Below are 24,989 nucleotides of genomic sequence, written 5' to 3'. Positions count from 1 at the left end.
AAGAGAGGGTGAGCGGATGATCCTACATAAACGAAAAAAAGCAGGGATAACATTTGTTATCCCTGCTTTTCATTAGCTGACAAAAAAATTAATCGTTGGTTGAACAACCGTTTGTAGTTCAGCTTGCTGCTCAGCAGTTAACGGAACAAGTGGTAGACGAACTTGACCTACTTTTATCCCTTTTAATTCAAGTGCTGCTTTAACCGCTGTAGGGTTAGGAGCGATGAACAAAGTTTTCATAATTGGTAAAAGTTGACGATGTTGCATGGCAGCTGCGGTCACTTGACCAGCTTGGTAATTGCGAACCATTTGCTGCATCTCACTTCCGACTATATGGGACGCTACAGAAACAACACCAGTGCCACCAATAGCTAGTACAGGTAATGCTAAACTGTCGTCACCACTATAAATAGAGAACCCTTCAGGCGCATGTTCGATAATAGAAGCAATAGCGTCTAAATCACCGCTTGCTTCTTTAGTAGAAACAATATTTGGTAATTGAGCTAGTCGAAGTGTCGTTTCAACACTCATATTGACTACACTACGACCTGGAATATTATAAAGCATAACAGGTAATTTTGTTGTGTTCGCAATCGTACTAAAATGAGCGTACATACCTTCTTGAGAAGGCTTATTATAATAAGGAACAACAAGCATAATCGCATCAACACCAATTTCTTCAGCTTGCTTGGTAAGTTCGATTGAGGCTTGTGTATTATTTGAGCCTGTCCCTGCAATAACAGGAATTTGTCCATTTACAGTTTCTACTACTGTTTTAAAAAGAAGAAGTTTCTCTTCTGTAGATAGAGTAGGTGATTCACCTGTAGTACCTGCTACAACTAAAGCGTCTGTTCCATTTGACATTAAATGCTGCACAAGGTCCTTTGTTGCTTCAACATCCAGTTGTCCATGTTGATTAAAAGGAGTCACCATTGCAGTTACAATTCTTCCAAAATTCATCCAATTCACCCTCAATTCATCAAATTTTCCGCGTACGTATTGGGCTAGATGGGCTACTGGGAGGCACAAAAAAACAACAATGAGGCCTCTACTCATTGTTGATAGGTTATGCGTGACTTGCAAAACCATTCAATGTGTGAGATAGCCCTCCATATAGCTGGTGCTATATGACAGTACTGCCCTTATTTAGAACAGTCCCAGCTTTTGAGTAATGAGTTCTCAAGAAGCTTCGGCAAATATCCCTTTTTGTTAGCATCAACAGACCTCATTTTCTTCAGCTAACATACTAATGATAGTTGCACCTCTACCCTCACTTCAGTATTTGAAGTAAGATATTACGTATTTTGAGTCTACATTACCAGATGTTTTATATGATTGCAATGGTTTAAAGTATTTTTCTTTTTTTTGTTGAGGGAAGTTGCAGTAAATTTAAGAGCTTGTCTAACTCTTGGCTGCATTGTACCGTAGCCTCAGCAGTCATCCCGTATTTTTTTGCAAATTTCAACATTTGTAATCGTTTTTGTTCTATTTCAATATACAGCATTTTCTTCCAACTCCAACTCAAATAATATATCAAAACAGACTGGCTTAGTTGCTGTTGCTGGAAAAATATGTTAGATCGGTCCAAACAATCTGCTCATAACGATTATTATAACCAAAAGAAAATTGTTGAAAAGTGATTCTGCTAAAGTAGTCATAATTAGATTGAATAAGTGTAGAATCGACAAAGTTTTTATGAGCTACGATGCGAATTTCTAAATATTTTCAGGGTTGAATTCAATTGGTTATCCGCACAATACAAGTAGGAGGGATTCCAATGAGGTATAGGAACTATCTACTGGTTGCTGCATTACTTTTAACAGGTTGCACAGTCCCACAACAAGCAGATATGGGGGCTAATTCAAATCGAACCGAAGGATTTAATGGATACGGAGTCAATCAAACAAGGCAGATGGAAGGACCTCTTTCAGATTTAATGGTTCCAGATCATGCACCAAAAGGATTATCGGATCCTACGTCTGAATTAATCGGTCAAGGAGCTTATAAAACAGGGAAACGTGACTTAAGTATCGCTAACGAGCAGTCTATTTATGGGCAGAGAATTTTAAGTAATCGACCTGGGGTTGTAAGAGAACGTTACGCACATAGTAATAATCCAGATGTGAATCAGAAACAAAGCAACCGACAAAAAGATTTTCAAGCAACGAGTAGTCAAACGAGAACAATTGAAGAACATGTTGAATCGCTAGAAATTGTTCGTGACGCACATGTGATTACAGATGGGGATCGAATTATTATCGGCCTTGAGTCAAGTGAACAAGATCGCCCTAAATTAATAAAAACAGTAAAAGAAGAAGTATCTGAATTGGTTGATACAGCAAATGTATATATTACAACAGACCGAAAAATCATCAATCGGATGAATGCACTTGAGCATGGTGTCGGTTTACCAAGACCTTTTGAGTCAATTGGAGGAGCAGTAGGAGACATTGTCGATTTAGTCGATGATGCCGCGCATGGACGTAGATAAAAGCAGGGGAAATGATTCTCCCTGCTTTTTTATGTGGATAAATATTTTAGGGCATTAGTAGATCCCTAATTCTTCTGTAACGGACATAAATTCCCGCTCCATTAATTTATGGGACATGACTGCATTTTCATAATAAACACGCGCATTTGTTACTTGAAGAGGGTGTATAGGTTCCTGCATGTCATCGAGTATTCTACGAAGAGCGTCCAATTCAACAAGTGTAGCTAAATGGACATGATGAAAACCATCAAACGTTGCTGGTCTATCAAGGTTAATAAACTGTTCACTCTTTTGTCTAATTTCATCTAATTTATCTTGAGTAGCACTTAAGTTTTCTTGATTTACTTGATTTTGTTCAAATAAAACTGTCATATCTTCTAGTAAAGTAGCTGTTTCAGCTAAATAAAAACCAGCTGCATGTGCATAGGCGGTGTGACGTTCATCCTGCGCCATTCTTTCTCTGTTTTGTCCTCTTATACTAGGTGGCTGTGGACCAAGGCGTTCTTGATTGAATTGTTGAGCTTCTACATCGTTGGCGATATCAGCTTCTGAATCGACTCCGCAACTAGTTAACAGAATACTGGCTCCTACAAATAGGAAAAGACACTTCTTATTCAAAATAGATCAACCTCCGTTAGCAAACGTTTCCTTTAGTATGGAACTTAAAGGAAAAAGTATGCATGAGTTAGAGGATTCCTTCGTATGATGGTATAAAGGGCGAGGGGGACGTCAAATGTTTACAGTAGTCATAACGATTTCTCTATCCATTTTCTTCTTACTTTTCTTTGGAGTTATGATGCTAGGAAATAAAATGTCTCAAACGATTGAATACTTACAAGCAAAGGCAGCCGATGAAGAATTAGCCTATATTGATGAAATGATGAGTAAATATGAGCAGGATGAACAAGTAAAAAGGAAATAAAAAGAAGAAAAGATAGTCACACTGTAAACGAAAACATGCTGCGGATAGCATGTTTTTTTGTGAGATAAAGGATTTAAGTTAAACTTTGCCGAAAGTGTAACTAGTTCATTATGAGAGAGCGTGAAAGAAGATGATATTCTTTGACATGATGATACGTTACTAGATCATGAAAACGCATCTCGGCAAGGAGCTGAGGTGTTTTTTGAGCATTATCGTTCCACTTTTCAAATGCCTATTCATTCTTTTATCCAGTTATGGCATCAAATATCAACCATTCATTTTCAGGCATTTTTGGAGAAAAAATACACATTTACGAGTACTTGGAGGCATATGAAAATTCATGGACTGTATTTGCGGATGTAGTACCATGCTTACAACGGCTGAAAGCGTTGGGAGTTGAAATCGGGATCATTAGTAATGGCGATTATAATCAACAAGTCAAAAAATTAAAGAACCTTGGCATTGAACGTTTTTTTTTCAATTATGATTACCGCCAGCATGTGCAATAAAGCTAAGCCTAGCAAGAAAATCTTTGAACTAGCTGCGGAAAAAGCGAACATGCCAATAAAAAATTGTTATTATGTAGGGGACAATCTTCAAATAGATGCTCTGGCTAGTCGAAACGCTGGGATGAAGGGAATTTGGTTAAATTGGAAGGGTCATAAACGCCCGACTGTTGTAACAATTAGAAGTCTTACCGAGCTAGAGAGTAGGTTACCTGAATATGTGGAGCTAGATTTTCATTCCCTTTTCTAAAAAAAGCAACGTTTCTATTACAGGTATTATATTTAGTCGATGAAGATATACAAAAGGTTCTTGATCGATATGACCAAATGAATAATTGTCGAGTATTTGCTGATGGTACTCGAGCAGAAAGTGAATGGCTCACATCTGTTTTTTATTGTGAAGCTTGTGATTGTGTGAAAGCAAATATTATTAATCCGAAAACGTCAAAAACAGTTTCACATCGAGCAAGTAGGTATTCAATTGAATACAAAAGAAAGGTTGACTCGATGATACGAGTCAACCTTTCTTCACGCTTTTAATTTACCGGTATTTAAATGTGTAGTCACTTTAGGTTTTTTCACTGAATAGTAGCTATGAACCATAATCCCAAAGATGATAATGAAAATGCCGGTTAAAGCAATTGAATCTGGCCATGGACTTGCAAGCAAAAAGACTTCACCGAGAATAACGAAGATGATTTGAATGGAAATGGTTGCTTCAACGGCAGCTAATTGCTCTGATGAATGCCGAACGAGATTAGTTGCGAAAAAGAAAAGCATCGTTGCGATCACACCTGAACAAATAGCGACGAGGAAACTTTGAAGCACTTGATTGCCACTAGGTAATCCCACTGTAGCAAGGCCATAAAAAGACAGGGCAACCCAATAGGGTAAGCTCGCAATCGTCATACCAAGCACGCGCTGAAATGTGTCAAGACGGTCGTTGCAAACTTCCATCATTTTTCGATTTCCGAGTGGATAGGCAAAACAAGCGATGATGACAGGAATACAACCTAATAACATAATAGATAAAGAGACAGATTCAAAATGACGAACCTGTATGAGTACGATCCCAATAAAGATAATCAATGAAATCGCTAAAGGTTTTAGTGGAATCCTCATCTGCGCTTGATGATCTTTAGTTTTAAATAATGGTGTTAATAAGACCCCTGCGATAATCGTGAATTGCCATGTCCCTGCAATGAGCCAGGCAGGACCGTAAGCGGCTGCGAATGTAATGGGTGCATAAAAGAGCACAAAACCAATAAAACTCCACATCAACCACGGTTTTGGATTGCACTTAAGTTCTTTCCAAAGTGGCTTAAAGTTTTTTCTCCATAGAACAAGAGCCATTAAAAAAGGAACCATAAAAATGAAGCGTAAGGAAGCGCCCCAAATCCAACTTCCTCCAGAAAGCTCCATCGATCGATTAAGAATAAAAGTCGAGGCGAAAAAAAGAGAAGATAAAATGCCAAGTAGAATGGCTTTCATATGCTGTCCACCTTTTTAGTTAGATCGTTTGATTTTACTACTTAGTTTTTATTATTTTCAGAATGTAGTTATATGTTATAGTAAAAAGACAAGAAATGGAAGGGATTTAACGTTTGTCAGGGTTGAGAAACTGTTAAGGCACATTATGATGAACTTTGTAAAACGGAGCCTATTTAAGAGAATTTTGTGACTTTACGATGTGGAGAAAAAGGAGTGAGAGCAATGATTTTTCCTAAAAAGCTCCAGGTCGGAGATGAAGTTCGAGTTATTTCTCCCTCGACAAGCTTAGCTGTTGTTGCACTTGATCAAAGAGAAATTTCAATAAAACGTTTAGAGTCCTTAGGCCTAAACGTTACTTTTTCTAAGAATGCTGAAGAACTCGATGTGTTTGATTCATCTAGTATCGAGTCAAGAATTGACGACTTACACGAAGCATTTGCAGACCTAAATGTAAAAGCGATTTTAACGACACTTGGAGGCTATAACAGCAATCAGCTACTTTCATCCATTGATTATCAATTAATAAAGAAAAATCCAAAGATCCTCTGTGGATATTCAGATATTACTGCGTTGAGTGCCGCAATTTATGCGAAAACAGGATTAGTTTCTTATTCAGGACCTCATTTTTCAACTTTTGGTATGCTTAAAGGGTTTGATTACACCTTCGAATATTTTAAAAAATGCTTATTCGAAGACCAAGCATACAAAATTGAATCATCAAAACAATGGAGTGACGATCACTGGTATCTTGATCAAAACGAGAGAGTTTTTGAAGAGAATAAAGGGTTAACTGTCATCTATGAAGGAAGTGCTGAAGGGCGCTTGTTAGGTGGCAATTTGTGTACGCTCAATTTATTACAAGGGACTCCTTATATGCCTGATCTTCATGAGAGTATTCTGTTTCTTGAGGACGATTTTGATTCCTCTGCTGTAGCATTTGACCGTGATTTACAATCTCTTTTGCACCTACCACAGTTTAGGGGAGTGAAAGGGTTGGTCATTGGCAGATTTCAAAGAGCCTCTAATATAACAGAAGATCAATTGCGCCTAATTATTCATACAAAGCAAGAACTTCATTCAATACCTGTTGTATACAATGCTAGTTTTGGCCACACATCCCCAATCTTTACTTTTCCAATAGGTGGACTAGTTCAACTACATGCCAAAGTTAATCAGAGCTCGATAATAATCAAGGAGCATTAAAGGTGTTTAATAAAGAAAGGGGAAGAGTAATTGAGAAAGGTAGACGTGATTCCCTATCAAAAAAACTGGAACACTCTTTTTCAAGTTGAAAAAGAAAAGCTGCAGTGCATACTAAGATCTGAAATAGAGGAAATTCATCATATAGGAAGTACATCGATTAATGGTATGCATGCTAAACCCATTATTGATATTCTTGTAGTGGTAAAGCATATCGAAAAAATGGATGATTATAATGAACCATTATTTGAGATCGGATACGAAGCGCAAGGTGAGAACGGCTTGAGTGGTAGGCGATTTTTTATTAAAGGTGGAGATGAACGTACACATCATGTTCATATGTATCAGTTTGAAAATAAAGAGATCGCCAGGCATTTGGTTTTTCGAGATTATATGCGGACATTTAAAGAGGAAGGACAGTTCTATAGTCAATTAAAACAAAATTTAGCAATGAGTCATCCAACGAATATGGAGGAATACATTAAGGGGAAACATGGTTACATTCAAAAAATCGAGAAAAAAGCGATTGCCTGGTTTGAGGAGGGAAATAATGAACGTCACATATAAAGAAAATACCGAACTCAAACAGCAGAAATTATTACATCTTTATAATGATGTCGGGTGGACTGCCTATATAAGGGATCCAGATACGTTACAACGTGCTGTATTAAATTCGCTTTACGTAGTAACGGCTTGGGCAGAAGACGAGTTAATAGGCCTTGTTCGAATTGTAGGCGACGGGGAAACGATTATCTATATACAGGATATTCTTATACTGAAAAAGTTTCAAAGAAAAGGAATTGCTTCTACTTTAATGGAGAAAGTATTAATTCGTTTCGAAAAAGTAAGGCAGAAGGTGTTGTTAACTAACGATCGTGTCGAGGTGAGGAAATTTTATGAAAAGCATCAATTTACCTCTTGCGACAAAGGTGATTTAGTTGCATTTGCTAGACTAAGTTAATATACATATAGAAGTTAACATACATATAGGAGAGAGCGCCAATGATTAAATTAATTGCCACAGATATGGATGGGACCTTACTTGGAGATGAGCGAGAGGTCACAATAGAAAACGCAAAAGCAGTTAAAGAAGCCCAAACACAAGGTGTAACGGTCATTGTTGCAACGGGTAGAGATGAATTAGAGGCAAGATTGCCACTTAAGCAAGCAGACATTTCGTGTCCGGTTATTAGCGTCAATGGAGCGGTGACTTGTAATGAACATGGAGAAGTTCTTTCTAGTTTCCCGCTTTCAAAACAGAAAGCGAGAGCTATTTTTGACATTTTAGTCTCAGAGAATGTTTATTTTGAACTTTATACAAACAAAGGTGCGTTTACAAATCATTACGAATTAGGAATACAAACGGTCATTGACGTATTAATATCAGCGGGAACCGATGATTCCATGGATAAGATGCGTTTAATTGCTGAAGAAAGATATACAAGTGGAGCTATACAGTTAGTCGATAGTTATGAAAGCCTGCTTGGTGACGATGATGTTATCGTTACGAAAATTCTTGCCTTTTCCCAAAATGAAATGAATCGAGAAAGGGCAAGACAAAAATTAAGAGAACATGAAGATTTGGCCATTAGTGCGTCAGCCGCTGATAATATTGAGATCACGCATGTTCAGGCTCAAAAGGGACTAGCTGTTAAAGCATGGGCTACTCAACATGGAATTGATATGAATGAAGTGATGGTAATCGGGGATAGTTTTAATGACATTTCGATGTTTGAAATAGCTAAATATCGGATTGCGATGGGGAATGCGGAGCCAGAAATTAAAGATTTATCTTCTTTTATTACGAAAAGAAATGATGAAGATGGGGTTGCCTTGGCAATTCGAAAAATGTTAGCGGAAACTAATCAGTAAAGAGGTGGAGGATGTGCGGGCGTTTGCTAAACCCAAAATAGTCGTAAGTAAATGCATGGAATTTGCAGCCTGCAGGTATAACGGTGACAAAATAAGTGAACCGGTTGTTTCTAGCTTAGCTGACTATGTAGAGTTTATTCCAGTATGTCCAGAAGTAGAAATCGGACTCGGTACCCCACGAGAAGTGATTCGCCTTGTAGTAGACGGTGAAAAGAATCAATTAATACAGCCGAAAACTAAGAAAAACCTTACGCAAGTAATGACAGATTTTGCAGATGACTTTATAACTAGTTTGACGAATACTGATGGTTTCCTATTAAAAAGCCGTTCTCCTAGTTGTGGAATAACAGACGCGAAAATATATGCAAGGATCGATAACTCTCCTGTAGTACGAACAGGTAGTGGTACATTTACAAGTCGGATCCAAGCAGCCTTTCCAGGGAAACCAATAGAAGACGAGGGGCGTTTAAAAAATTTTATAATAAGAGAGCATTATTTTACCCATCTATTTACGGTAACGGACTTTCGCATCATGAAACAAGATCTTAAAATGAAAGAGTTGGTAAACTTTCATGCGAAAAATAAGTATCTTTTTATGGCTTGCAACCAAGTGAAAATGCGAGAGATGGGGAGAGTAGTTGCCAATCAGGCGGGGTTAGAAATCGATGAAGTCTTTTCATTATATGAGCAAGGATTAAATGAATTGTTTGCGACAACAGTTAAATTAACCGCTCATATCAATGTCTGTCAACATGTTTTTGGCTATTTTTCCAATCAACTGACTTCAGCTGAAAAACTGCATTTTGAGCAATTATTAGACCAGTATAGAAAGAAGCAAATCCCTCTTAGTAGTGTGCTTGGAGTATTAAGATCATGGTGTTATCGTTTTGAAAATGCCTATTTATTAATGCAGACCTATTTTGAACCGTATCCTGAAGGACTAATAGCCATTAGTGATTCTGGGAAAGGGAGAGCATTATCATAGGGCCGAAATTTTCGGCCTATTTTTTTTGCTTAAAATCAATTAAAGTAGGGAGAATTGTGTATTAATACAAAAATAAAAAATATATTGACTATTATAGTACAGTGAGCATATAATAAAAACAAGAAAATAATAATGAAAAATTCAAACAACTTGATTAAGGGGATGAGATGACATGAATAAAGCACAAACAGGATCAGAGCGTAAACCAGTGGAAATTAAGGAAGATCAATCGATTCTCGAGTCCATTAATGACTACTATAGCCGTAATTAACCATAGTAAGAAAGAAAAAGCAGATTCTATGAGTTTGTAGAATCTGCTTTTTCTTATTGTTATGGTACAGGTGGAGCTGTTTTTATTGTGATCACATGGCTTGCCCCTTCTATAAGTGGGAAATTACTTGCAATTTCCAGTAGAATAGGATATAGTAATAACAACGGTCGTCAACTTCCAACTTACGTATAGCGCTTTTCATTCAGCTGGCGCGGTCTAGGAGCCGCAAGGATGAACGAGAGGCAGGGCTTTCATCGTCTGGAGATTGATTGATGGATCCTATGATTCACCCATAAAACAATTGCATCAATGGGCAACACTTTAAAGAGTTCAGTATTCACATGTTATAAGGGATATTCACTCGATTCGTGGTTGATGTTCCTTATAATATGTGAATTTTTATTTACCTCGGATTGTAAATACGATTGCATATTAAGTAAAATTATTTTAAGATTGGGGTTTTAAGCATGGCACAAACTGGTACAGTTAAATGGTTTAACGCAGAAAAAGGATTCGGTTTCATTGAAGTAGAAGGCGGAAACGACGTATTCGTACACTTCAGCGCTATCACTGGTGAAGGTTTCAAATCACTTGACGAAGGTCAAGCTGTTGAATTTGAAATTGTTGAAGGCGACCGTGGACCACAAGCAGCTAACGTTGTAAAACGATAAATGGTTCTAAAGACATTGTCTCTTAAGAGACAATGTCTTTTTTTAGTTTTTAACAAGTATATTAGTTTACGAGTATTTTTTTATGTAAACTAAATGAGCAATTTTGCAAATGCACATGATAAAAGTTTAAAAATAAGGTAATATTTACCTAATATGAATGATTGTTTGAGGAAAGGAGAATAAGAAGTTAATGATAAGATTACCTTTAATGATAGTCAGTCTACTCGTTTTGATTGTGGGTGAGTGTGCTGAAAACATTGTCACACCTGAATAAGTGTTTCAAACATTTGCCTTAGAATGGGAACAAGGTGATTATGCTGCGATGTATGAATCACTTTCAAGTCAATCAAAGGAGCTCGTTTCAGCAGATGAGTTTATTGAGTTACACACAACTACATATACGGAAATTGAAGCAAGTGATCTCTCTATTATTCTCATATCACCTGAAAAAGAAGAGAATGAAAAAATTGAAGGAAGTGAAATAACGCTTCAATATGAGAAAAATCTATCGATGTTTACAGGGGACATCAAGTTAGATTCTGCTGTTTCTTTATCACTTGACGAAGAGAAAAACGAATGGTTAATCGATTGGAATCCTGAATTTATTTTTCCGATGATGGAAGTAGGGGATCGCGTTAAACTTAGAACCTTGTATCCAAGTGAGCGTGTATTTGATCGTCATAATCAAGAACTTGCTGTGAATGGAACGATTTATGAAATTGGTGTCGTTCCTGGTAGGGTAGAAAATCAAGAAGAAGAGATCAAACAATTAAGTAAACAAATTAACGTTTCAGAAGAATTTATAAGAGGGGAATTATCCCAAACCTGGGTTGGACCTGACACATTTGTTCCATTAAAAATGTCTCATTCGATCAGCAAACATTCGTTGAAGAGTTATACGAAGCGATTCCTTTTGCTACTTATAGAGAAGCAAAGGCTAGAGTATATCCGGCAGGAAAAGCCTCGGCTCATTTAATTGGGTACATAGGGTTGGTGTCAGAAAAGGATATAGAAGAAGACACAGAGAGAGCTTATTAATCTAATTCTAAGATAGGTAGAGCAGGATTAGAAAGATTGTTTGAAAAACGGTTAAGAGGTCAAAGTGGTGGTGAAATCTTTATAGAGTCAGCTGAAGGAAAAGACAAACATGTAGTTCAGAGAAAGGAAGCGATCAATGGTGAATCGATTCAATTAACGATTGATCGTACATTACAGGAAGCGGCCTTTAATAAGTTCAATCAAGAGGGGGATTCAGGGGTAGGCGTAGCCGTACATCCTGTGACCGGCGAAGTCCTAACACTCGTTAGCTCACCTGCATATGATCCAAATGAATTTATTTTAGTTATGTCACCTACTGAATATAGTCAACTAGAAATGACCCGCAAAGACCACTTACGAATCGTTTTGCGCAAGCATTCATCCCAGGGTCAACGATTAAACCCATTACGGCGGCGATCGCCTTAAAAAATGGTTTAGATCCTAATCAGAAGATTGCTAGTTCAAATGAAGGGTGGAGGAAAGAGGGTTCTTGGGGGAATCATTCTGTAAGGAGAGTACCGAATCATTTAGAACAATTAAATTTAACAGAAGCAATGATGTATTCAGACAATATCTATTTTGCTAAGATCGCTGTTGAATTAGGAATAGATGATTTTGAACATGGATTAATGGAATTCGGTTTTAATGATAGTATGCCATTTGCTTATCCATTTACAGAATCACAAATTGCAACAGAAAAAGTGGATACGGAAATCTTACTTGCAGATACAGCTTATGGGCAAGGGGAATTATTAGTAAATCCGTTGCACTTAGCCATGTTATATTCAACATTTCTCAACGATGGTTCAATACCTAGACCTTTGCTTTTGTCAACTGAACAACCCGAATAGTGGTTAGACGAAGTAATCAGTAAAGAACATTCAGATATTATTCTCGAATCGTTGATTGTAGTGATTGAGAATCCAAATGGAACAGCTTCAGACGTTCGCCTTGATCAAGTAAAACTAGCAGGAAAAACGGGAACGGCAGAGCATAAATTATCTCGTGAAGATGATGAAGGAAGCGAGACAGGTTGGTTCGTTGCAATGGATACAGACGATCGTGATTTGCTAATGTTAATGATGATTGAAGACATTGAAATGGGAAGTGCTTATGTAGTACATAAAGTGAAAGAGCTATTCCGAGACTATGACACAAGTGAATAGGCATGAAGGCAACTCAGATGAACTGCTCCTATAAGGAAATGCAGGTCAATGAGTTGTCTTTTTTCTAAAACAAATGAAATAAAAAAAGATTAGCATGAATTCTGAAAAATGAATATAATAGTAATGTAAGGGCTTACATTTATAATGGTGACTTAGTTCAAGTCTATACCATAGCATTTCTGTATACACATTATCAATACCAAACAATTAGGTGAGGGGTGTATCAACATGGAAGTGACACATTACGATGATCTGTCGATTAATGTACCTAAAAATCAATTGGATAAACTAATTAATGGTGTACTTCAAAATAAATATCGAATCTTCTGGGGATTTAATAAAGGAAAGATGATTTTAAATATTTACAACAATGAAGTGAATAATAAACTTATTTTTAAAAGGCACAAAGGTTATTTAGAATTGATTGAAGCTAAGTTAAAAAGCGATAAAGTCTTGAGCGTTTTAGATAAGGATATTGATTTCACTGTTAAAATAGCTTCAAAAAGTACTGAAGAAATAAAAAGAGGAGCAGAAGTTGTTTATCGTGAAATTGATTATTTTTTGATTGAATTGTCCTACTTTATAAGTTTAAACGATGAGCATTCAATCAACACTATTAAAGATAAATTAAAGAAACTTACTGAAGAGTGGAACCGTTTAAGGAAAACATGATACGATAAAACCACTTAGGAAATGAGATCATTTTCTGAGTGGTTTTTCATGAATAGGAAAGAGGGGATATATTTGTTCGAACTTCTAAAAAATTTAAGTTTGCTTCATGGCCCGTGTGGCTTCGAACAACCTGTTTCTAAATGGATAAGAGATTATGTTAAGCCTTTTGTTGATGAAGTAATGGTTGATCCAATGGGGAATGTCATTGCACGTAAAAAAGGAGATAAATCAGGTGTTCGTGTAGTGCTAACGGCACATATGGACGAAGTAGGTTTTATAGTTAAAAGCATTGAGCCAAACGGATTCATTCGATTTGAAAAATTAGGAGGACATGATGATCGAATTCTTTTAGCCCAGAAGGTTCAAGTTAGAACGAAAAAAGGTTATTTAAACGGTATTATTGGAACCATATCAGCTCATTATACTAAATTCGATGATGCGAGTAAGGTCCGTAATCATCGTCAGTTATACATAGATATTGGAGCAAAGGACAAAGAAGAAGCGATCCGGTTAGGGGTGCAAATAGGCAACCCGATTTCTTGGGCTCCATCTATCGATTTTCTTGGAAACGAGACGACTGGTAAAGTAGTAGGGAAGGGCTTTGACGATCGAGCTGGTTGTGCGGTCATCATTGAAACACTTAAAGAACTACAATCGCACTCTTTTTCAGGTGAAATAACAATGATTTTTACGGTTCAAGAAGAAGTTGGTCTAAGAGGAGCTCAAGTGGCTGCAAGACAAGTAGATGCTGATGTAGCCATTGCGATTGATACAACAGCGGTTAGTGATACACCAGAGGAAATGATGGATAAAAGTCTTAATCTTGGAGACGGTACTGGTATCAAAATAATGGATTTTAGTTTGATCTCTCATTCTTCAGTTAAAGATCATTTATTGAAAATAGCCGACAAACGGGAAATCCCTTATCAGTTGGAAGTCTTTCCTGGTATTGGGACGGATGAAGGAGCCATGAGTTTAGCTAATAAAGGGATTCCAACGGGCGTCTTGTCTATTCCGTCTCGTTATGCACATTCTCCTGTAGAAGTGATCGATTTAATGGATTTAGAAGCGACGAAAGACTTGCTTCTGCAATTTGTTTTGTCGCTTCATCCTGAAATGGAATTCTCATTTTTGTAAAAATGAGCATACTGTCACTTGTATTATATAATTAGTGTAAGAAACACCCCTGTATCACACAAATAGGGGTGTTTTCATGGATGATCTAATGAAGATGATCATAAATAGAAAGTTATTGAACTAAAGCAAAAATGAAGACAGCAAGTTCATTTACAACTTAATTATTTTTTAATGGACGTAAGGCATTTGTTTGGTCGATGTAAATAAAAGCATTGTAACGCTCTGACAGTCTTGATGGAACATAATTCCCTAAATGCTCATAACGGTGATTGTAAGTGACTCCAATAGCTCGATGTCCGATGGTTTTGTTGAAAAATTTTATGTTTTCCTGGTTGAATAAAATAAATTTATCATAGGAGCCTGCTTGATGAAGATAATACTCCCAACTACCAGATTGTGCTTTTGGAACGACCATTTCTTCATGCGGATCTCCCCAGCGATCTGCTGCGATGACCGTTCCTTTATACGTTCCCAACCCAACGGCATAAACTTGCTCTTCCCCATACTTTTCCCGAGTGAGCTGTCCTACATTCACCATTCCATCTTCTGCCATATCGGTTGCCCTTGCATCCCCAATATGGGTATTATGCTCCCAAATGATGCCTTTAGCATCTTTCCCATAAAAGGAAGACACTTTATAGAAAGCCTCTACCATATGACGGTCACGAATATTCCATGACTCATTGCCATCTGTAACCATAACTCTATAGTAATTTTCTGCATTGTCTACAACGAGGGAATTGAGTTCTAGATTAAGTGCTGCCTCTGCATCTTGCTCGTACAAAGTCCGATTTTGGTGCAAGGATTTTAGCAAATCAACAAGCTCATCCAAACAATCTTTTCCGTAAAAAGAAGCAGAAACACCGTACATTTGTAGTTCGTTATGATACGGTTCAAAGCAATTAAAAGCTTTTTTTGCCTTCTCCACATCCGGTGACTGAATGGATTCGAGGTAAGAGACAATTTCGCTCATTGACTCCCAAAGACTGTAAATATCGATTCCGTGAAATCCTATTTTAGATGAGGTATCTTTCTCGTTGTTAAAACCTTGCAACCAACTTACGAAAGAAGCGATTTCTTCATTGGCCCACATCCACTCCGGCCATCGGTTAAAGGCACTCAGTGATTCACTTGCATGAGTATAGGGGGTATCGTACCCTTTGATAAAACGGTTAACCTCGTAACAAGATGACCAATCACCTTCAACAGCAATAAACTGAAATCCCTTTTCTTTTATTAGCCATTTTGAAATCTCAGATCTTATGGAATAAAACTCAGATGTCCCGTGAGTAGATTCTCCTAAAAGGACATACTTGGCTCCACTCGCTTTTTCTAGTAATGGAATCAAATCAGATAAATCATTTAAACGTTTGGCATAATGATCAATAGCTTTTGTTAAATCAAGTGTATGGATCATGTAAGTATCTCCTTTAAAAAACTTAAATTTAACGCACTCTAGGAGGTTGTATGCATGTATTTCGTTCGAAAATATATAAAAATTTTATAGAAAGGTTTACAATATAAAAGGTGGAAACGACCTTTTAGCAGCCTTTTTCTTTGGCAGTGGTATTATTCATTTGAAATACGGTCATCTAAGAAATGATCTAGAATCCACGGGATGGCAGATAATAAATTGGAGAAAACAGCACTTGAACCGGATATATCCTCTTCTTCATCGCCAATAAAAATGGTCTTGCAACCTACTTTTTTACCAGCTTCAATATCTGGCTCACGATCACCAACCATGATACTAGCAGTTAAATCAATTTGATGTTTTTGCGCCAAGGCCTCTAGCATTTGAGAGCCTGGTTTCCGGCAAGCGCAGCCTGCTTTTGGCTTGTGTGGGCAATAAGCAATATCATCCACTTTAGCCCCATATGCGGCTAAGTCCTCTTGCATTTTTTCGTGTACTTTTAATAGGCCTTTTTCTTTCATAAACCCAAGTCCGACACCGCCTTGGTTTGTTACAACGAAAGTAGGGATGTTTGCTTCATTGAGTTTTCGAATAGCTTCTGCAACCCCATCTAATAAGAAGAATTCATGAGGTTTATTTACAAATTTCACCCGGGAAGAAAGAACTTCATTTATCACTCCGTCACGATCCAAAAAAACGGCTTTGTTCACAAGTAGCCTCCTGTACGTTTGATACTTGGTTAGCAATATGTATATAAAGGGGGAGAAAAAGATACAGGTAAAAGAATACGGGTCAAAAGCATGTTTGACCCGTATCATTCAACCAATTAGTCTTGGTTACGGTTTTGAGAAATCATATCTTTGATAGGTTCCATCATGTTGTTCATGTTCATACCACCATTACGATTTCTCATCATGCTGTAAGCGGCAGCTCCAATTCCGATTCCTACCATTGACATCATTAATCCATTACCGTTTTTCTTTTTACGCTTACGACCGAACATATCCATTTTTATTCCCCCTTTAAAAATGTGTTTGAATTACTATCAAACATTTTATATGATCAGTTATTTTGCTCAAATTTATTCGTGGGGATAATTGCTGAATATTTATGTTTTATCAAATAGCTATTGAACGAAAAGAAACCACCGAGAAATGATGCGTCATAAAGGATAGCTATTGTATAGAACTCAAAGTTCATATCTTGTTTACGCTTCATACAATATTTTCTTGTGATTTCTCCGTGTTCAGAGTAGAAAAACAAACAAACATTCGCTAAAATAAAAGTAATTGAAACTGAGGTGTAGCGGATGTTTATAAAAAATCTTCAACAATTATTAGATGAATTAAGAACAAATGAACAATGGCGGGAACGTATAGTCCATTGGCATGAAATGCCTGCTGTGGAAGCAAAACATAAACTGTTCCCCAATTCTCTTGATAGTAGAATTCAACAAGCGATGCAGCGTCGTGGTATTGGTTCATTATATTCGCATCAAGCAGAAGCCTTTCAATATACGAGAAAAAAGGAAAATGTGGTAGCTGTAACTCCAACCGCATCAGGTAAAACGCTTTGTTACAACTTGCCCGTTTTACAAGAAATTTTAGAAAATGAGGAAAACAGGGCTTTATATTTGTTTCCTACAAAAGCTCTAGCTCAAGATCAAAAAAGTGAGTTAAATGAAATTATAGATGAGATGGGCATTCCTTTAAAATGTTTTACGTATGATGGAGACACCGCACCGAATATTCGACAAGCTGTACGGAAAGCAGGACATGTTGTGATTACCAACCCAGACATGCTTCATTCTGCGATCCTGCCTCATCATACAAAGTGGGTTGCCTTCTTTGAAAACTTAAAATATGTGGTGATCGATGAACTTCATACATATCGTGGGGTTTTTGGCAGCCATGTTGCAAATGTGATTCGTCGTTTGAAACGAATTGCTCGTTATTACGGGAGTGACCCTACATTTATTTGTACATCTGCGACCATTGCTAATCCAAAAGAACTCGCGGAAGAGCTAACTGGGACAAAGATGCGTTTAATTGATCAAAACGGAGCTCCAAGAGGAAAAAAGCATTTCCTTTTTTATAATCCACCGATTATTAATCAAGCATTAAACATTCGTCAAAGTGCGACGGTTGAAGTAAATGAATTAGCTAAACAATTTTTACAAAATAAAATTCAGACAATTGTATTTGCTAGAAGTCGCGTACGAGTTGAGATTATTCTAAGTCATCTGCAAGAACTAACAAAGAAATACTTGGGCCCCCAAACGATACGTGGATATCGTGGTGGGTATCTCCCTAAGCAAAGACGGGAAATAGAACGGGGATTAAGGCAAGGTGAGATTGTTGGTGTCGTTAGTACGAATGCGCTTGAATTAGGTGTGGATATTGGTCAATTACAGGTTTGTATCATGACAGGATACCCTGGGTCAGTTGCAAGTGCTTGGCAGCAAGCAGGTCGAGCGGGACGCAGGCAAAATGAGTCCGTTATTATTATGGTTGCTAGTTCAACACCCCTAGATCAATACATCGTACAACACCCAGAATACTTCTTTGACAAAAGTCCAGAATCTGCTCGTATTAATCCAGATAATCTTGTTATTTTAGTCGACCATCTGAAGTGTGCAGCTTATGAGCTCCCGTTTAAACGTGCAGAGACGTTCGATGGGGTAGACATTGAAGACATTTTAGAATTTTTAACAGAAGAACAGGTTCTTCATGAGCGAGTAAACAAGTGGTACTGGATGAATGATGCCTTTCCTGCACATGGGATTAGTCTTCGCTCTGCTTCACAAGAGAATGTGATCATTATTGATCAAAGTGATGTGGCGAACTCGAGCGTTATTGGTGAAATGGACCGTTTTAGTGCGATGACCTTGCTTCATGATGAAGCGATTTATTTGCATCAAGGTGTTCAATTTCAAGTAGAATATTTAGACTGGGATGAAAAGAAAGCCTTCGTCCGCGAAGTGGATGTGGAGTATTTTACAGATGCTAATTTAGCTGTACAGTTGCGGGTATTAGAAGAAGATGCCATGCGTGAAGAAAAAGAGGTCACAGTCAGCTATGGAGATGTGATGGTCAATGCAAAAGCAACAATCTTTAAGAAGATCCGCTTGTCTACATTTGAAAACATTGGGTCAGGGCCTATACATTTACCAGAAGAAGAACTTCATACTAGCGCTATATGGATTAGTTTTTCTGAGGACGTGACGAATCGCTTCGGGGAAGGGGCGTTTGACCAAGCATTAACTGGTTTGGCTCAACTGCTACAACAGGTCGCCCCTGTTTTTGTGATGTGTGATCGTCATGATCTTCATGTTGTACCACAAATGAAAGCTGAACATTCAGAAAGACCAACCATTTTTCTCTATGACCGTTATCCTAGTGGCATTGGCTTAGCTAAAGAAGTGTATCGTCATTTGCCGACAATATTAGATCAGGTATCTCAATTAATCTCATCATGTTCATGTGAGCAAGGGTGTCCAGCTTGTGTAGGAGCTAGTGATGGAAACATAAAGTCACTAGTAAAACGTTTCATTCGCCTCTTAAAGCGGAATAGGGAAGGGGAAATGTGATGTCAATGAAAAACAAGCTTGCGCGAATGAAGCAGCATCTAGGAATGAAGGAAGATCTAAAGCCTGCTCCAGTCCTTGAAGAAACAAAACATCCAAATGTAATACCCTATGAAACTGAATGGGACGCTTTTGGAACGAAAGCTCTGTGGTTTGAAGACGGATATACTCTCTTACGTGAAAAAGTATATCCACTTAATCACCAACATGGAAGGTATCTTTTTTCTGATATAAACAACATGATTCATAGATGGCAAGATCATCAACTCAATCATCCACTTTCCGCGAAAGGTCGGAGCGTTTCGGACTTGATTTTCTTTGATACGGAGACAACAGGTTTAAGTAGCGGTGTAGGAAATACCATTTTTATGCTTGGTTACTGTCGATTACAGTCTGATTCGGTAAAAGTAAAACAGTATTTTCTTCCAGGTCCAGAAGCTGAAGTCGCCTTATATCATCATTTTCTAACAGAAGTAGGCACTCTCGGGAACCTCGTCACTTACAATGGAAAAGCATTTGATTGGCCTCAAGTTAAGACAAGGCATACATTTGTAAGAGATCAAGTTCCTAAATTACCAAAGTTTGGACACTTTGATTTGCTACATGCTTCTAGGCGACTGTGGAAAGAGAGTCTACCCTCTTGTAAACTATCAGTTGTTGAGAAAGAAATCTTGAATTTTGAGAGAGTAGAAGATACGCCAAGTTATATGGTTCCTATGCTATACTTTGATTTTTTACAAGAACAAGATCCTGAATTTGTAAAAGGAATATTCCACCATCATGAATGGGATGTTCTATCTTTAATGACCTTATATACTCATCTTTCTTCTTTAATTTTAGATTGTGAAGGAGATGCCATTTGGCCTCGGGAGAAATACGAACTGGCTAGATGGTATGAAGCACTAGGAGAAAAAGAAATAGCCATGAATCTCTATGAACAACTAAAAGGTGTAGGGGACGAAGTGGCTGAAGCAAGTTTATTTGCTTATGCAAAAGGGAAAAAACAGCAGGGTGATTACACAGCGGCTATCGAGTCCTTTCTAAAATTAGTTGGAACAAAAGGCTTTACGTACTTAGCTGCAGTAGAATCTTCTAAATTATATGAACACCAATTTAAAGATGTTGAAAAAGCTCTCTATTATAGTGAGGAAGTTATGAAAAATAACGATGATTATGTAATAAGTCAACCGAAAACAAAACAAGAAAAAATGATAAAGGAACTTGAACAAAGAATAGAGCGACTGGAAAGAAAAAGAGTTATGTAAGGCCCTGAAAGAAGTAAAAGTCGACTTTTTTTCTGTAACTTTTTTTAACCGTTGTTCTCCATTTCCTGGGCAAGCGCAAATAAATGTACAAATGGACAAAAAACAACAATTTTATGAACATTCCTCAGTAAGTTAATGTAATGCAAAAAAAAGAATTGTCATTATGTGTAGAAACCGTTACAATATGTTCGATATTCTTCTTATGAAATGAGTGAACAAAATGTATCGAGCGATATTAGTATTGTTTTTTTTGATGATTGGACTCACTGTGTTTATTATGAGTGAAATGCGAGATTCGGCGTTACTAATCTTATAACTTACTAGTTAGGTCAGTTGATAGATAGGATTAGGCGGTTATTTAGGCGATATGATTAGTACATCTACACCTAAAAATACATAGGTTAATATTGACTCAACAATAAAAGGAGGAAATAACTTATGTATTGCAAACCTAGACCTAAATTTTGTAAGTTACCAACACAAACTCAAGTGATGCCAGCACAAGTTGCTCCAACTCAACAAAACGTTGTTGAGAAGACGTGTGAGTATATTGTTCCACATGTTTTCCCATCACACACACACCACCAAACAAACCATGTGTATAAGCATGTTGCAAGCTATCCACACACACAATCTGCTGGTCAACAAATTTTCCATCAGCAATTTGCAGCGCCAAGACCTCGTCCGCAAGTAGCAGGAGTAATGTCTCCAGGATTCGGCCCAGGATTCGGCCCGCAAGTAGCAGGAGTAATGTCTCCAGCAGGCCCAGGATTCGGCCCGCAAGTAGCAGGAGTAATGTCTCCAAACGTAGGCCCAGGATTTGGCCCGCAAGTAGCAGGAGCAATGTCTCCTCACATGCACGGTAAAGGATGCGGCTGCTAGCGTTAGTATGAACAACAACAAGAGCGAACTGTGAGTCCAGTTCGCTCTTTCTCTTTACACTCGTAAAAGAATTATGGTGATAATTGATGAAATCAATCGTTGTTTCGGGGTACAAAGGCCACGAGCTCGGAATCTTCGACCAAAAACATAAAGGGATTTATTTTATAAAAAAAGCAATTGAACAACGTCTACGATCATTAGTGGAAGAAGGCCTTGAGTGGGTAATCATTAGCGGACAATTAGGAGTTGAACTTTGGGCTGCTGAGGTCGTTCTTTATTTAAAAGAAGAATATCCCCAACTACAATTAGCTGTATTAACACCTTTTTTAAATCAAGAGGAAAAATGGCAAGAAGCAACAAAACTGTATTACCAAGAAATTGTTCAACAAGCCGATTTTCAAGATAGTATAACAAGGAGACCCTATGACAATGCTGTTCAGCTCAGGCAAAAAAATGAATTCCTTATTGCGAAAGCGGATGGGTTATTGTTGCTATATGATGAAGAAAAGCCAGGTACTCCTACGTATTATTTAGAAATAGCAAAAAAGCGAGAAGCTCATGAGCATTTTCCAATAGTAATCATAACTCCAACTGATCTCGATATACTAGTACAAGAAGAGCAATATGAGAGCTTTAATGAGTAATGATTAATAATTCAAATTGACAAGATCGAAAACTTTTGGAAAAATAGTAGAGAAGCCGTACATATTAAGAGGTGATGGGAATGAATCAACAGCAAAGTATTCGTTTTACTGCTAAGGAGATTTTGGAGAAAGATTTTAAAACAAGCATGCGGGGATATAATCCAGACGAAGTCGATAAATTTTTAGATGCTGTTATACAAGATTACGAGCTTTTTCAACGTAAGGTAGAATTATTAGAACAAGAAAATGCAGCATTGAAACGAGAAGTGAAAAAAGTTTCTGAACGTACGCAACGACAGGCACCTGCTCAAACAGTTGGTAGTACGAATTATGATATTCTTCAGCGCCTTTCGAATTTAGAGAAAAAAGTGTTTGGAAGTAAATTGTACGAGTAGGAGATTGATGAGGGATGGTTGATGTTTATATTGACGGAGCAAGTGCCGGTGATCCTGGTCCGTCCGGTGCAGGAATCTTTATCAATTATAAAAATGGTCAAGTTGAAAGTCACGCAGTTCCTTTAGAAATGATGTCTAACCATGAAGCAGAGTATGAGGCTTTAATCCATGCACTTGACCTCTGTATTGATAAAGGAATTAAAGCTGTTTCCTTTCGAACAGATTCCAAATTAATTGATGATGCGATTGAAAAGCGTTACGTCAAAAATAAAAAATATCAGCCCTATCTAGAAAAGGCACTAGAGAAAATAGATCAATTTGACCTTTTTTTTATGAAATGGGTTCCGAGTAATCAGAATAGAAATGCAGATCAGTTGGCTAGACAAGCGATTAGAAAGAAGAAATAAATAGTTGTTGAATCCTTTTGAAATTAAAGGTATAATAAGTTTTGTCGCTTTAGACAACATTAAACATTCAGGTAATCGCTGCACGTTTACGTGTAGAGGAAAGTCCATGCTCGCACGGACTGAGATGTTCGTAGTGATCGTGCCTAGCCAATTCATAAGCTAGGGTAGTCTGGTTTCGACTGGGCTAACGGCAAGGTAAGCACCTAAGTCTTTGGATATGGTGTGAGACCTTTGAAAGTGCCACAGTGACGGAGTCTATTCGGAAACGAATAGAGTGGAACGCGGTAAACCCCACGAGCGAGAAACCCAAAATATGGTAGGGGCATCTTCTCTAATTGGAAATGAACAGATGAGAAGGACAAGGGACTCCCTTGTAGATAGATGATTACCCCCGGAGTACGAGGTTCATCACCGTTTGCAGTACAAAGGAACAGAACATGGCTTATCGAATGTTTAGTGGATGATTTCTTACAAAGACCCCTTATAGGGGCTTTTTTTATAGACTTTTTAAGGAAGGGTGACCTTCCCTTCCTTAAAAAGTCGTAGCAAAGAGCGGAACCGCTGCAGGGTTTTAAGCTTTTCTGAGTGGGTATCTCCGAAAAGCGCGCAGCAAGAGGAGCCTTTGCGAAGGGTATAAAGCATATGATCAAAGAGTGGTCACCTTTTTGAAAAAAAGTCGTAGTCGAGTTAAGTTTGTTTTCAATATAAAGACAACGTATAATGAAAGTAATAAGCTAAGCTACTGAAGGAGTACATAATGGAAAAAGTAACGTTAATTGCAACAGCAACAATGGGGCTAGAAGCTCTTGTTGCTAGGGAAGTTAAAGATTTAGGTTATGAGGATGTGCAAGTAGAGAATGGGAAGGTTACCTTTACTGCAGATATTTCAGCAATTCCACGAGCTAATTTATGGCTGCGAACAGCTGATCGTGTAAAGGTGAAAATAGGCGAGTTTAAAGCTTATACATTTGATGAATTATTTGAGAAGACTAAGGCTTTGCCATGGGCAGATTTAATTCCGGTCGATGCGGAATTCCCTGTAATTGGAAAATCGGTTAAATCAAAATTATTTAGCATCTCCGATTGTCAGGCTATTGTTAAAAAAGCTGTAGTAGAGAGTATGAAGAAAAAATATAAGCAAGGTTGGTTTGATGAAGACGGTCCATTTTATCGAATTGAAGTCGCTTTGCATAAAGATGTAGCTACGTTAACGATTGACTCAAGTGGGACAGGTCTTCACAAGCGAGGCTATCGTTACTTACATAATGAAGCACCGCTTAAGGAAACATTAGCAGCCGCGATGATTATGCTTTCCGCGTGGAAGCCAGACCGACCGTTTGCAGATCCATTCACGGGTTCAGGGACAATCCCTATCGAAGCTGCGATGATTGGTCAAAATATTGCACCAGGCTTTAATCGAGAATTTGTATCTGAAGATTGGCATTGGATCGGAAATGATGTATGGGACAAAGCACGTCAAGAAGTAGAAGATGTAGCGAGATACGATCAACCATTGGACATTTTAGGAGCAGATATTGACCACCGAAGTGTAGAGCTTGCGAGTAATAATGCGATGGAAGCTGGATTTGGTGACTTGATTAAATTTAAACAAATGCAAGTGAAAGATTTTAGACATCGTGGTGAGTATGGAATTTTAATTGGGAATCCGCCATATGGAGAACGGCTAGGGGAACGTCCTGAAGTAGAAGAAATGTATCGAGATATGGGCAAGACTTTTAACCAGTTTTTAGAAACATGGTCAGTTTATATGTTGACATCTCACGAAGGATTCGAAGAGCTTTATGGTAAAAAAGCAACGAAAAAACGCAAACTTTATAACGGTAATTTGAAAGTAGACTATTATCAGTTTTTTGGTCCAAGACCCCCAAGAAATTAAAATTTCATTTACCGGATATTGGATTTTTAATACCAGCATAAACAAAGTTTAGAAGCACATTCTAATATCGAGGTCAA

The 24,989-nt window shown here is 37.7% G+C and carries 28 protein-coding genes, 1 other RNA gene, 2 pseudogenes and 1 riboswitch; of the genes and pseudogenes, 24 read left to right on the top strand and 7 right to left on the bottom strand.

Features of this window, described 5'->3' with window-relative positions; genetic code table 11:
* Window positions 1–72: 72 nt before the first annotated feature.
* Window positions 73–960 carry a 4-hydroxy-tetrahydrodipicolinate synthase gene (gene dapA / locus PQ474_RS03800; protein ID WP_273840695.1) on the bottom strand — a complete coding sequence of 296 codons (888 nt, stop codon included), beginning with the start codon at window positions 958–960 and terminating at the stop codon, window positions 73–75.
* 134 nt (window positions 961–1,094) lie between these two features.
* Window positions 1,095–1,275: riboswitch (Lysine riboswitch) on the bottom strand.
* 70 nt (window positions 1,276–1,345) lie between these two features.
* Window positions 1,346–1,504 carry an aspartyl-phosphate phosphatase Spo0E family protein gene (locus PQ474_RS03795; protein ID WP_273840694.1) on the bottom strand — a complete coding sequence of 53 codons (159 nt, stop codon included), beginning with the start codon at window positions 1,502–1,504 and terminating at the stop codon, window positions 1,346–1,348.
* A 273-nt stretch (window positions 1,505–1,777) separates the two neighbouring features.
* Here PQ474_RS03795 and PQ474_RS03790 point away from each other — a divergent pair, with 273 nt between their 5' ends.
* Window positions 1,778–2,491, top strand: a complete 714-nt coding sequence (locus tag PQ474_RS03790) for a YhcN/YlaJ family sporulation lipoprotein (RefSeq protein ID WP_273840693.1) — start codon at window positions 1,778–1,780, stop codon at window positions 2,489–2,491.
* A gap of 54 nt (window positions 2,492–2,545) precedes the next feature.
* On the opposite strand, the gene PQ474_RS03785 is transcribed toward PQ474_RS03790, so the two are convergent.
* Window positions 2,546–3,109 carry a hypothetical protein gene (locus PQ474_RS03785; RefSeq protein WP_273840692.1) on the bottom strand — a complete coding sequence of 188 codons (564 nt, stop codon included), beginning with the start codon at window positions 3,107–3,109 and terminating at the stop codon, window positions 2,546–2,548.
* A 115-nt stretch (window positions 3,110–3,224) separates the two neighbouring features.
* Here PQ474_RS03785 and PQ474_RS03780 point away from each other — a divergent pair, with 115 nt between their 5' ends.
* The 3 genes from PQ474_RS03780 (at window position 3,225) to PQ474_RS03770 (ending at window position 4,169) form a co-directional block, all read left to right on the top strand.
* Window positions 3,225–3,413 (top strand): hypothetical protein, encoded by a 189-nt coding sequence (locus PQ474_RS03780; protein WP_273840691.1) that lies wholly within the window; start codon window positions 3,225–3,227, stop codon window positions 3,411–3,413.
* 254 nt (window positions 3,414–3,667) lie between these two features.
* A complete protein-coding gene (locus PQ474_RS03775) occupies window positions 3,668–3,922 on the top strand; it encodes an HAD family hydrolase (RefSeq protein ID WP_273840690.1) in 255 nt (84 codons plus the stop codon).
* The gene (locus PQ474_RS03770) at window positions 3,870–4,169 is read left to right on the top strand and encodes an HAD family hydrolase (RefSeq protein ID WP_390292275.1); all 300 of its coding nucleotides are present in this window, start codon (window positions 3,870–3,872) and stop codon (window positions 4,167–4,169) included. The genes PQ474_RS03775 and PQ474_RS03770 overlap by 53 nt, the downstream gene beginning before the upstream one ends.
* A gap of 278 nt (window positions 4,170–4,447) precedes the next feature.
* Here the strand turns inward: PQ474_RS03770 and PQ474_RS03765 are convergent, their stop codons facing one another.
* Window positions 4,448–5,410 (bottom strand): DMT family transporter, encoded by a 963-nt coding sequence (locus PQ474_RS03765; RefSeq protein ID WP_273840686.1) that lies wholly within the window; start codon window positions 5,408–5,410, stop codon window positions 4,448–4,450.
* A 225-nt stretch (window positions 5,411–5,635) separates the two neighbouring features.
* On the opposite strand from PQ474_RS03765, the gene PQ474_RS03760 reads away from it, so the two are divergent.
* The 12 genes and pseudogenes from PQ474_RS03760 to PQ474_RS03710 all read left to right on the top strand — a co-directional run bounded on the left by PQ474_RS03760 (window position 5,636) and on the right by PQ474_RS03710 (window position 14,422).
* The gene (locus PQ474_RS03760) at window positions 5,636–6,613 is read left to right on the top strand and encodes a S66 family peptidase (protein WP_273840918.1); all 978 of its coding nucleotides are present in this window, start codon (window positions 5,636–5,638) and stop codon (window positions 6,611–6,613) included.
* 30 nt (window positions 6,614–6,643) lie between these two features.
* The gene (locus PQ474_RS03755) at window positions 6,644–7,177 is read left to right on the top strand and encodes a GrpB family protein (protein WP_273840684.1); all 534 of its coding nucleotides are present in this window, start codon (window positions 6,644–6,646) and stop codon (window positions 7,175–7,177) included.
* On the top strand, window positions 7,161–7,571 hold the full coding sequence (locus PQ474_RS03750) for a GNAT family N-acetyltransferase (RefSeq protein ID WP_273840682.1): 411 nt from the start codon (window positions 7,161–7,163) through the stop codon (window positions 7,569–7,571). The genes PQ474_RS03755 and PQ474_RS03750 overlap by 17 nt, the downstream gene beginning before the upstream one ends.
* Window positions 7,572–7,612: 41 nt before the next feature.
* Window positions 7,613–8,482 (top strand): Cof-type HAD-IIB family hydrolase, encoded by an 870-nt coding sequence (locus PQ474_RS03745; RefSeq protein ID WP_273840681.1) that lies wholly within the window; start codon window positions 7,613–7,615, stop codon window positions 8,480–8,482.
* A gap of 13 nt (window positions 8,483–8,495) precedes the next feature.
* Window positions 8,496–9,467, top strand: coding sequence for a YbgA family protein (locus PQ474_RS03740; RefSeq protein WP_273840678.1), 972 nt, complete (start codon window positions 8,496–8,498; stop codon window positions 9,465–9,467).
* A gap of 738 nt (window positions 9,468–10,205) precedes the next feature.
* Complete coding sequence (locus PQ474_RS03735) at window positions 10,206–10,409, top strand: cold-shock protein (RefSeq protein ID WP_273840676.1); 204 nt, start codon at window positions 10,206–10,208, stop codon at window positions 10,407–10,409.
* Between the two features lie 274 nt (window positions 10,410–10,683).
* Window positions 10,684–11,025: pseudogene (locus PQ474_RS26545) on the top strand (NTF2-like N-terminal transpeptidase domain-containing protein); the annotation flags it as partial.
* Between the two features lie 227 nt (window positions 11,026–11,252).
* Window positions 11,253–11,447, top strand: coding sequence for a hypothetical protein (locus PQ474_RS26540; RefSeq protein WP_390292479.1), 195 nt, complete (start codon window positions 11,253–11,255; stop codon window positions 11,445–11,447).
* A gap of 36 nt (window positions 11,448–11,483) precedes the next feature.
* Window positions 11,484–11,873: a hypothetical protein gene (locus PQ474_RS03725; RefSeq protein ID WP_273840673.1), complete on the top strand. Its 390-nt coding sequence runs from the start codon at window positions 11,484–11,486 to the stop codon at window positions 11,871–11,873.
* A pseudogene (locus PQ474_RS03720) lies at window positions 11,828–12,613 on the top strand (penicillin-binding transpeptidase domain-containing protein). Before PQ474_RS03725 ends, PQ474_RS03720 begins: the two are co-directional and overlap by 46 nt.
* A gap of 228 nt (window positions 12,614–12,841) precedes the next feature.
* Window positions 12,842–13,285, top strand: a complete 444-nt coding sequence (locus PQ474_RS03715; RefSeq protein ID WP_273840670.1) for a hypothetical protein — start codon at window positions 12,842–12,844, stop codon at window positions 13,283–13,285.
* Between the two features lie 72 nt (window positions 13,286–13,357).
* Complete coding sequence (locus PQ474_RS03710) at window positions 13,358–14,422, top strand: M42 family metallopeptidase (RefSeq protein ID WP_273840668.1); 1,065 nt, start codon at window positions 13,358–13,360, stop codon at window positions 14,420–14,422.
* A 157-nt stretch (window positions 14,423–14,579) separates the two neighbouring features.
* Here PQ474_RS03710 and PQ474_RS03705 read toward each other — a convergent pair whose 3' ends face one another.
* The 3 genes from PQ474_RS03705 to PQ474_RS03695 all read right to left on the bottom strand — a co-directional run bounded on the left by PQ474_RS03705 (window position 14,580) and on the right by PQ474_RS03695 (window position 16,845).
* Window positions 14,580–15,839 carry an erythromycin esterase family protein gene (locus PQ474_RS03705; RefSeq protein ID WP_273840667.1) on the bottom strand — a complete coding sequence of 420 codons (1,260 nt, stop codon included), beginning with the start codon at window positions 15,837–15,839 and terminating at the stop codon, window positions 14,580–14,582.
* A 152-nt stretch (window positions 15,840–15,991) separates the two neighbouring features.
* On the bottom strand, window positions 15,992–16,546 hold the full coding sequence (locus PQ474_RS03700) for a D-glycero-alpha-D-manno-heptose-1,7-bisphosphate 7-phosphatase (RefSeq protein ID WP_273840665.1): 555 nt from the start codon (window positions 16,544–16,546) through the stop codon (window positions 15,992–15,994).
* 116 nt (window positions 16,547–16,662) lie between these two features.
* The gene (locus tag PQ474_RS03695; protein ID WP_273840664.1) at window positions 16,663–16,845 is read right to left on the bottom strand and encodes a hypothetical protein; all 183 of its coding nucleotides are present in this window, start codon (window positions 16,843–16,845) and stop codon (window positions 16,663–16,665) included.
* A gap of 300 nt (window positions 16,846–17,145) precedes the next feature.
* On the opposite strand from PQ474_RS03695, the gene PQ474_RS03690 reads away from it, so the two are divergent.
* From PQ474_RS03690 to PQ474_RS03655, 8 genes are all read left to right on the top strand, one after another.
* A complete protein-coding gene (locus tag PQ474_RS03690) occupies window positions 17,146–19,425 on the top strand; it encodes a DEAD/DEAH box helicase (protein WP_273840662.1) in 2,280 nt (759 codons plus the stop codon).
* A complete protein-coding gene (locus PQ474_RS03685; protein WP_273840660.1) occupies window positions 19,425–20,687 on the top strand; it encodes a ribonuclease H-like domain-containing protein in 1,263 nt (420 codons plus the stop codon). The genes PQ474_RS03690 and PQ474_RS03685 overlap by 1 nt, the downstream gene beginning before the upstream one ends.
* Window positions 20,688–21,125: 438 nt before the next feature.
* Window positions 21,126–21,569, top strand: a complete 444-nt coding sequence (locus PQ474_RS03680) for a spore coat protein (protein WP_273840658.1) — start codon at window positions 21,126–21,128, stop codon at window positions 21,567–21,569.
* Between the two features lie 86 nt (window positions 21,570–21,655).
* Window positions 21,656–22,213 (top strand): SLOG family protein, encoded by a 558-nt coding sequence (locus PQ474_RS03675; protein ID WP_273840656.1) that lies wholly within the window; start codon window positions 21,656–21,658, stop codon window positions 22,211–22,213.
* An 80-nt stretch (window positions 22,214–22,293) separates the two neighbouring features.
* Window positions 22,294–22,608: a cell division regulator GpsB gene (gene gpsB / locus PQ474_RS03670; RefSeq protein ID WP_273840655.1), complete on the top strand. Its 315-nt coding sequence runs from the start codon at window positions 22,294–22,296 to the stop codon at window positions 22,606–22,608.
* Window positions 22,609–22,622: 14 nt separating this feature from the next.
* A complete protein-coding gene (locus PQ474_RS03665) occupies window positions 22,623–23,015 on the top strand; it encodes a reverse transcriptase-like protein (protein ID WP_273840654.1) in 393 nt (130 codons plus the stop codon).
* Window positions 23,016–23,078: 63 nt separating this feature from the next.
* Window positions 23,079–23,465: RNase P RNA component class B (gene rnpB, locus PQ474_RS03660), an RNA gene on the top strand.
* Window positions 23,466–23,772: 307 nt separating this feature from the next.
* The gene (locus PQ474_RS03655; RefSeq protein WP_273840652.1) at window positions 23,773–24,912 is read left to right on the top strand and encodes a THUMP domain-containing class I SAM-dependent RNA methyltransferase; all 1,140 of its coding nucleotides are present in this window, start codon (window positions 23,773–23,775) and stop codon (window positions 24,910–24,912) included.
* Window positions 24,913–24,989: the final 77 nt, after the last annotated feature.

The sequence above is a fragment of the Halalkalibacter alkalisediminis genome (assembly GCF_028610705.1).
Classification (GTDB): Bacteria; Bacillota; Bacilli; order Bacillales; family Bacillaceae_D; genus Halalkalibacter; species Halalkalibacter alkalisediminis.
This window is presented reverse-complemented; position numbering and strand designations above follow the sequence as displayed.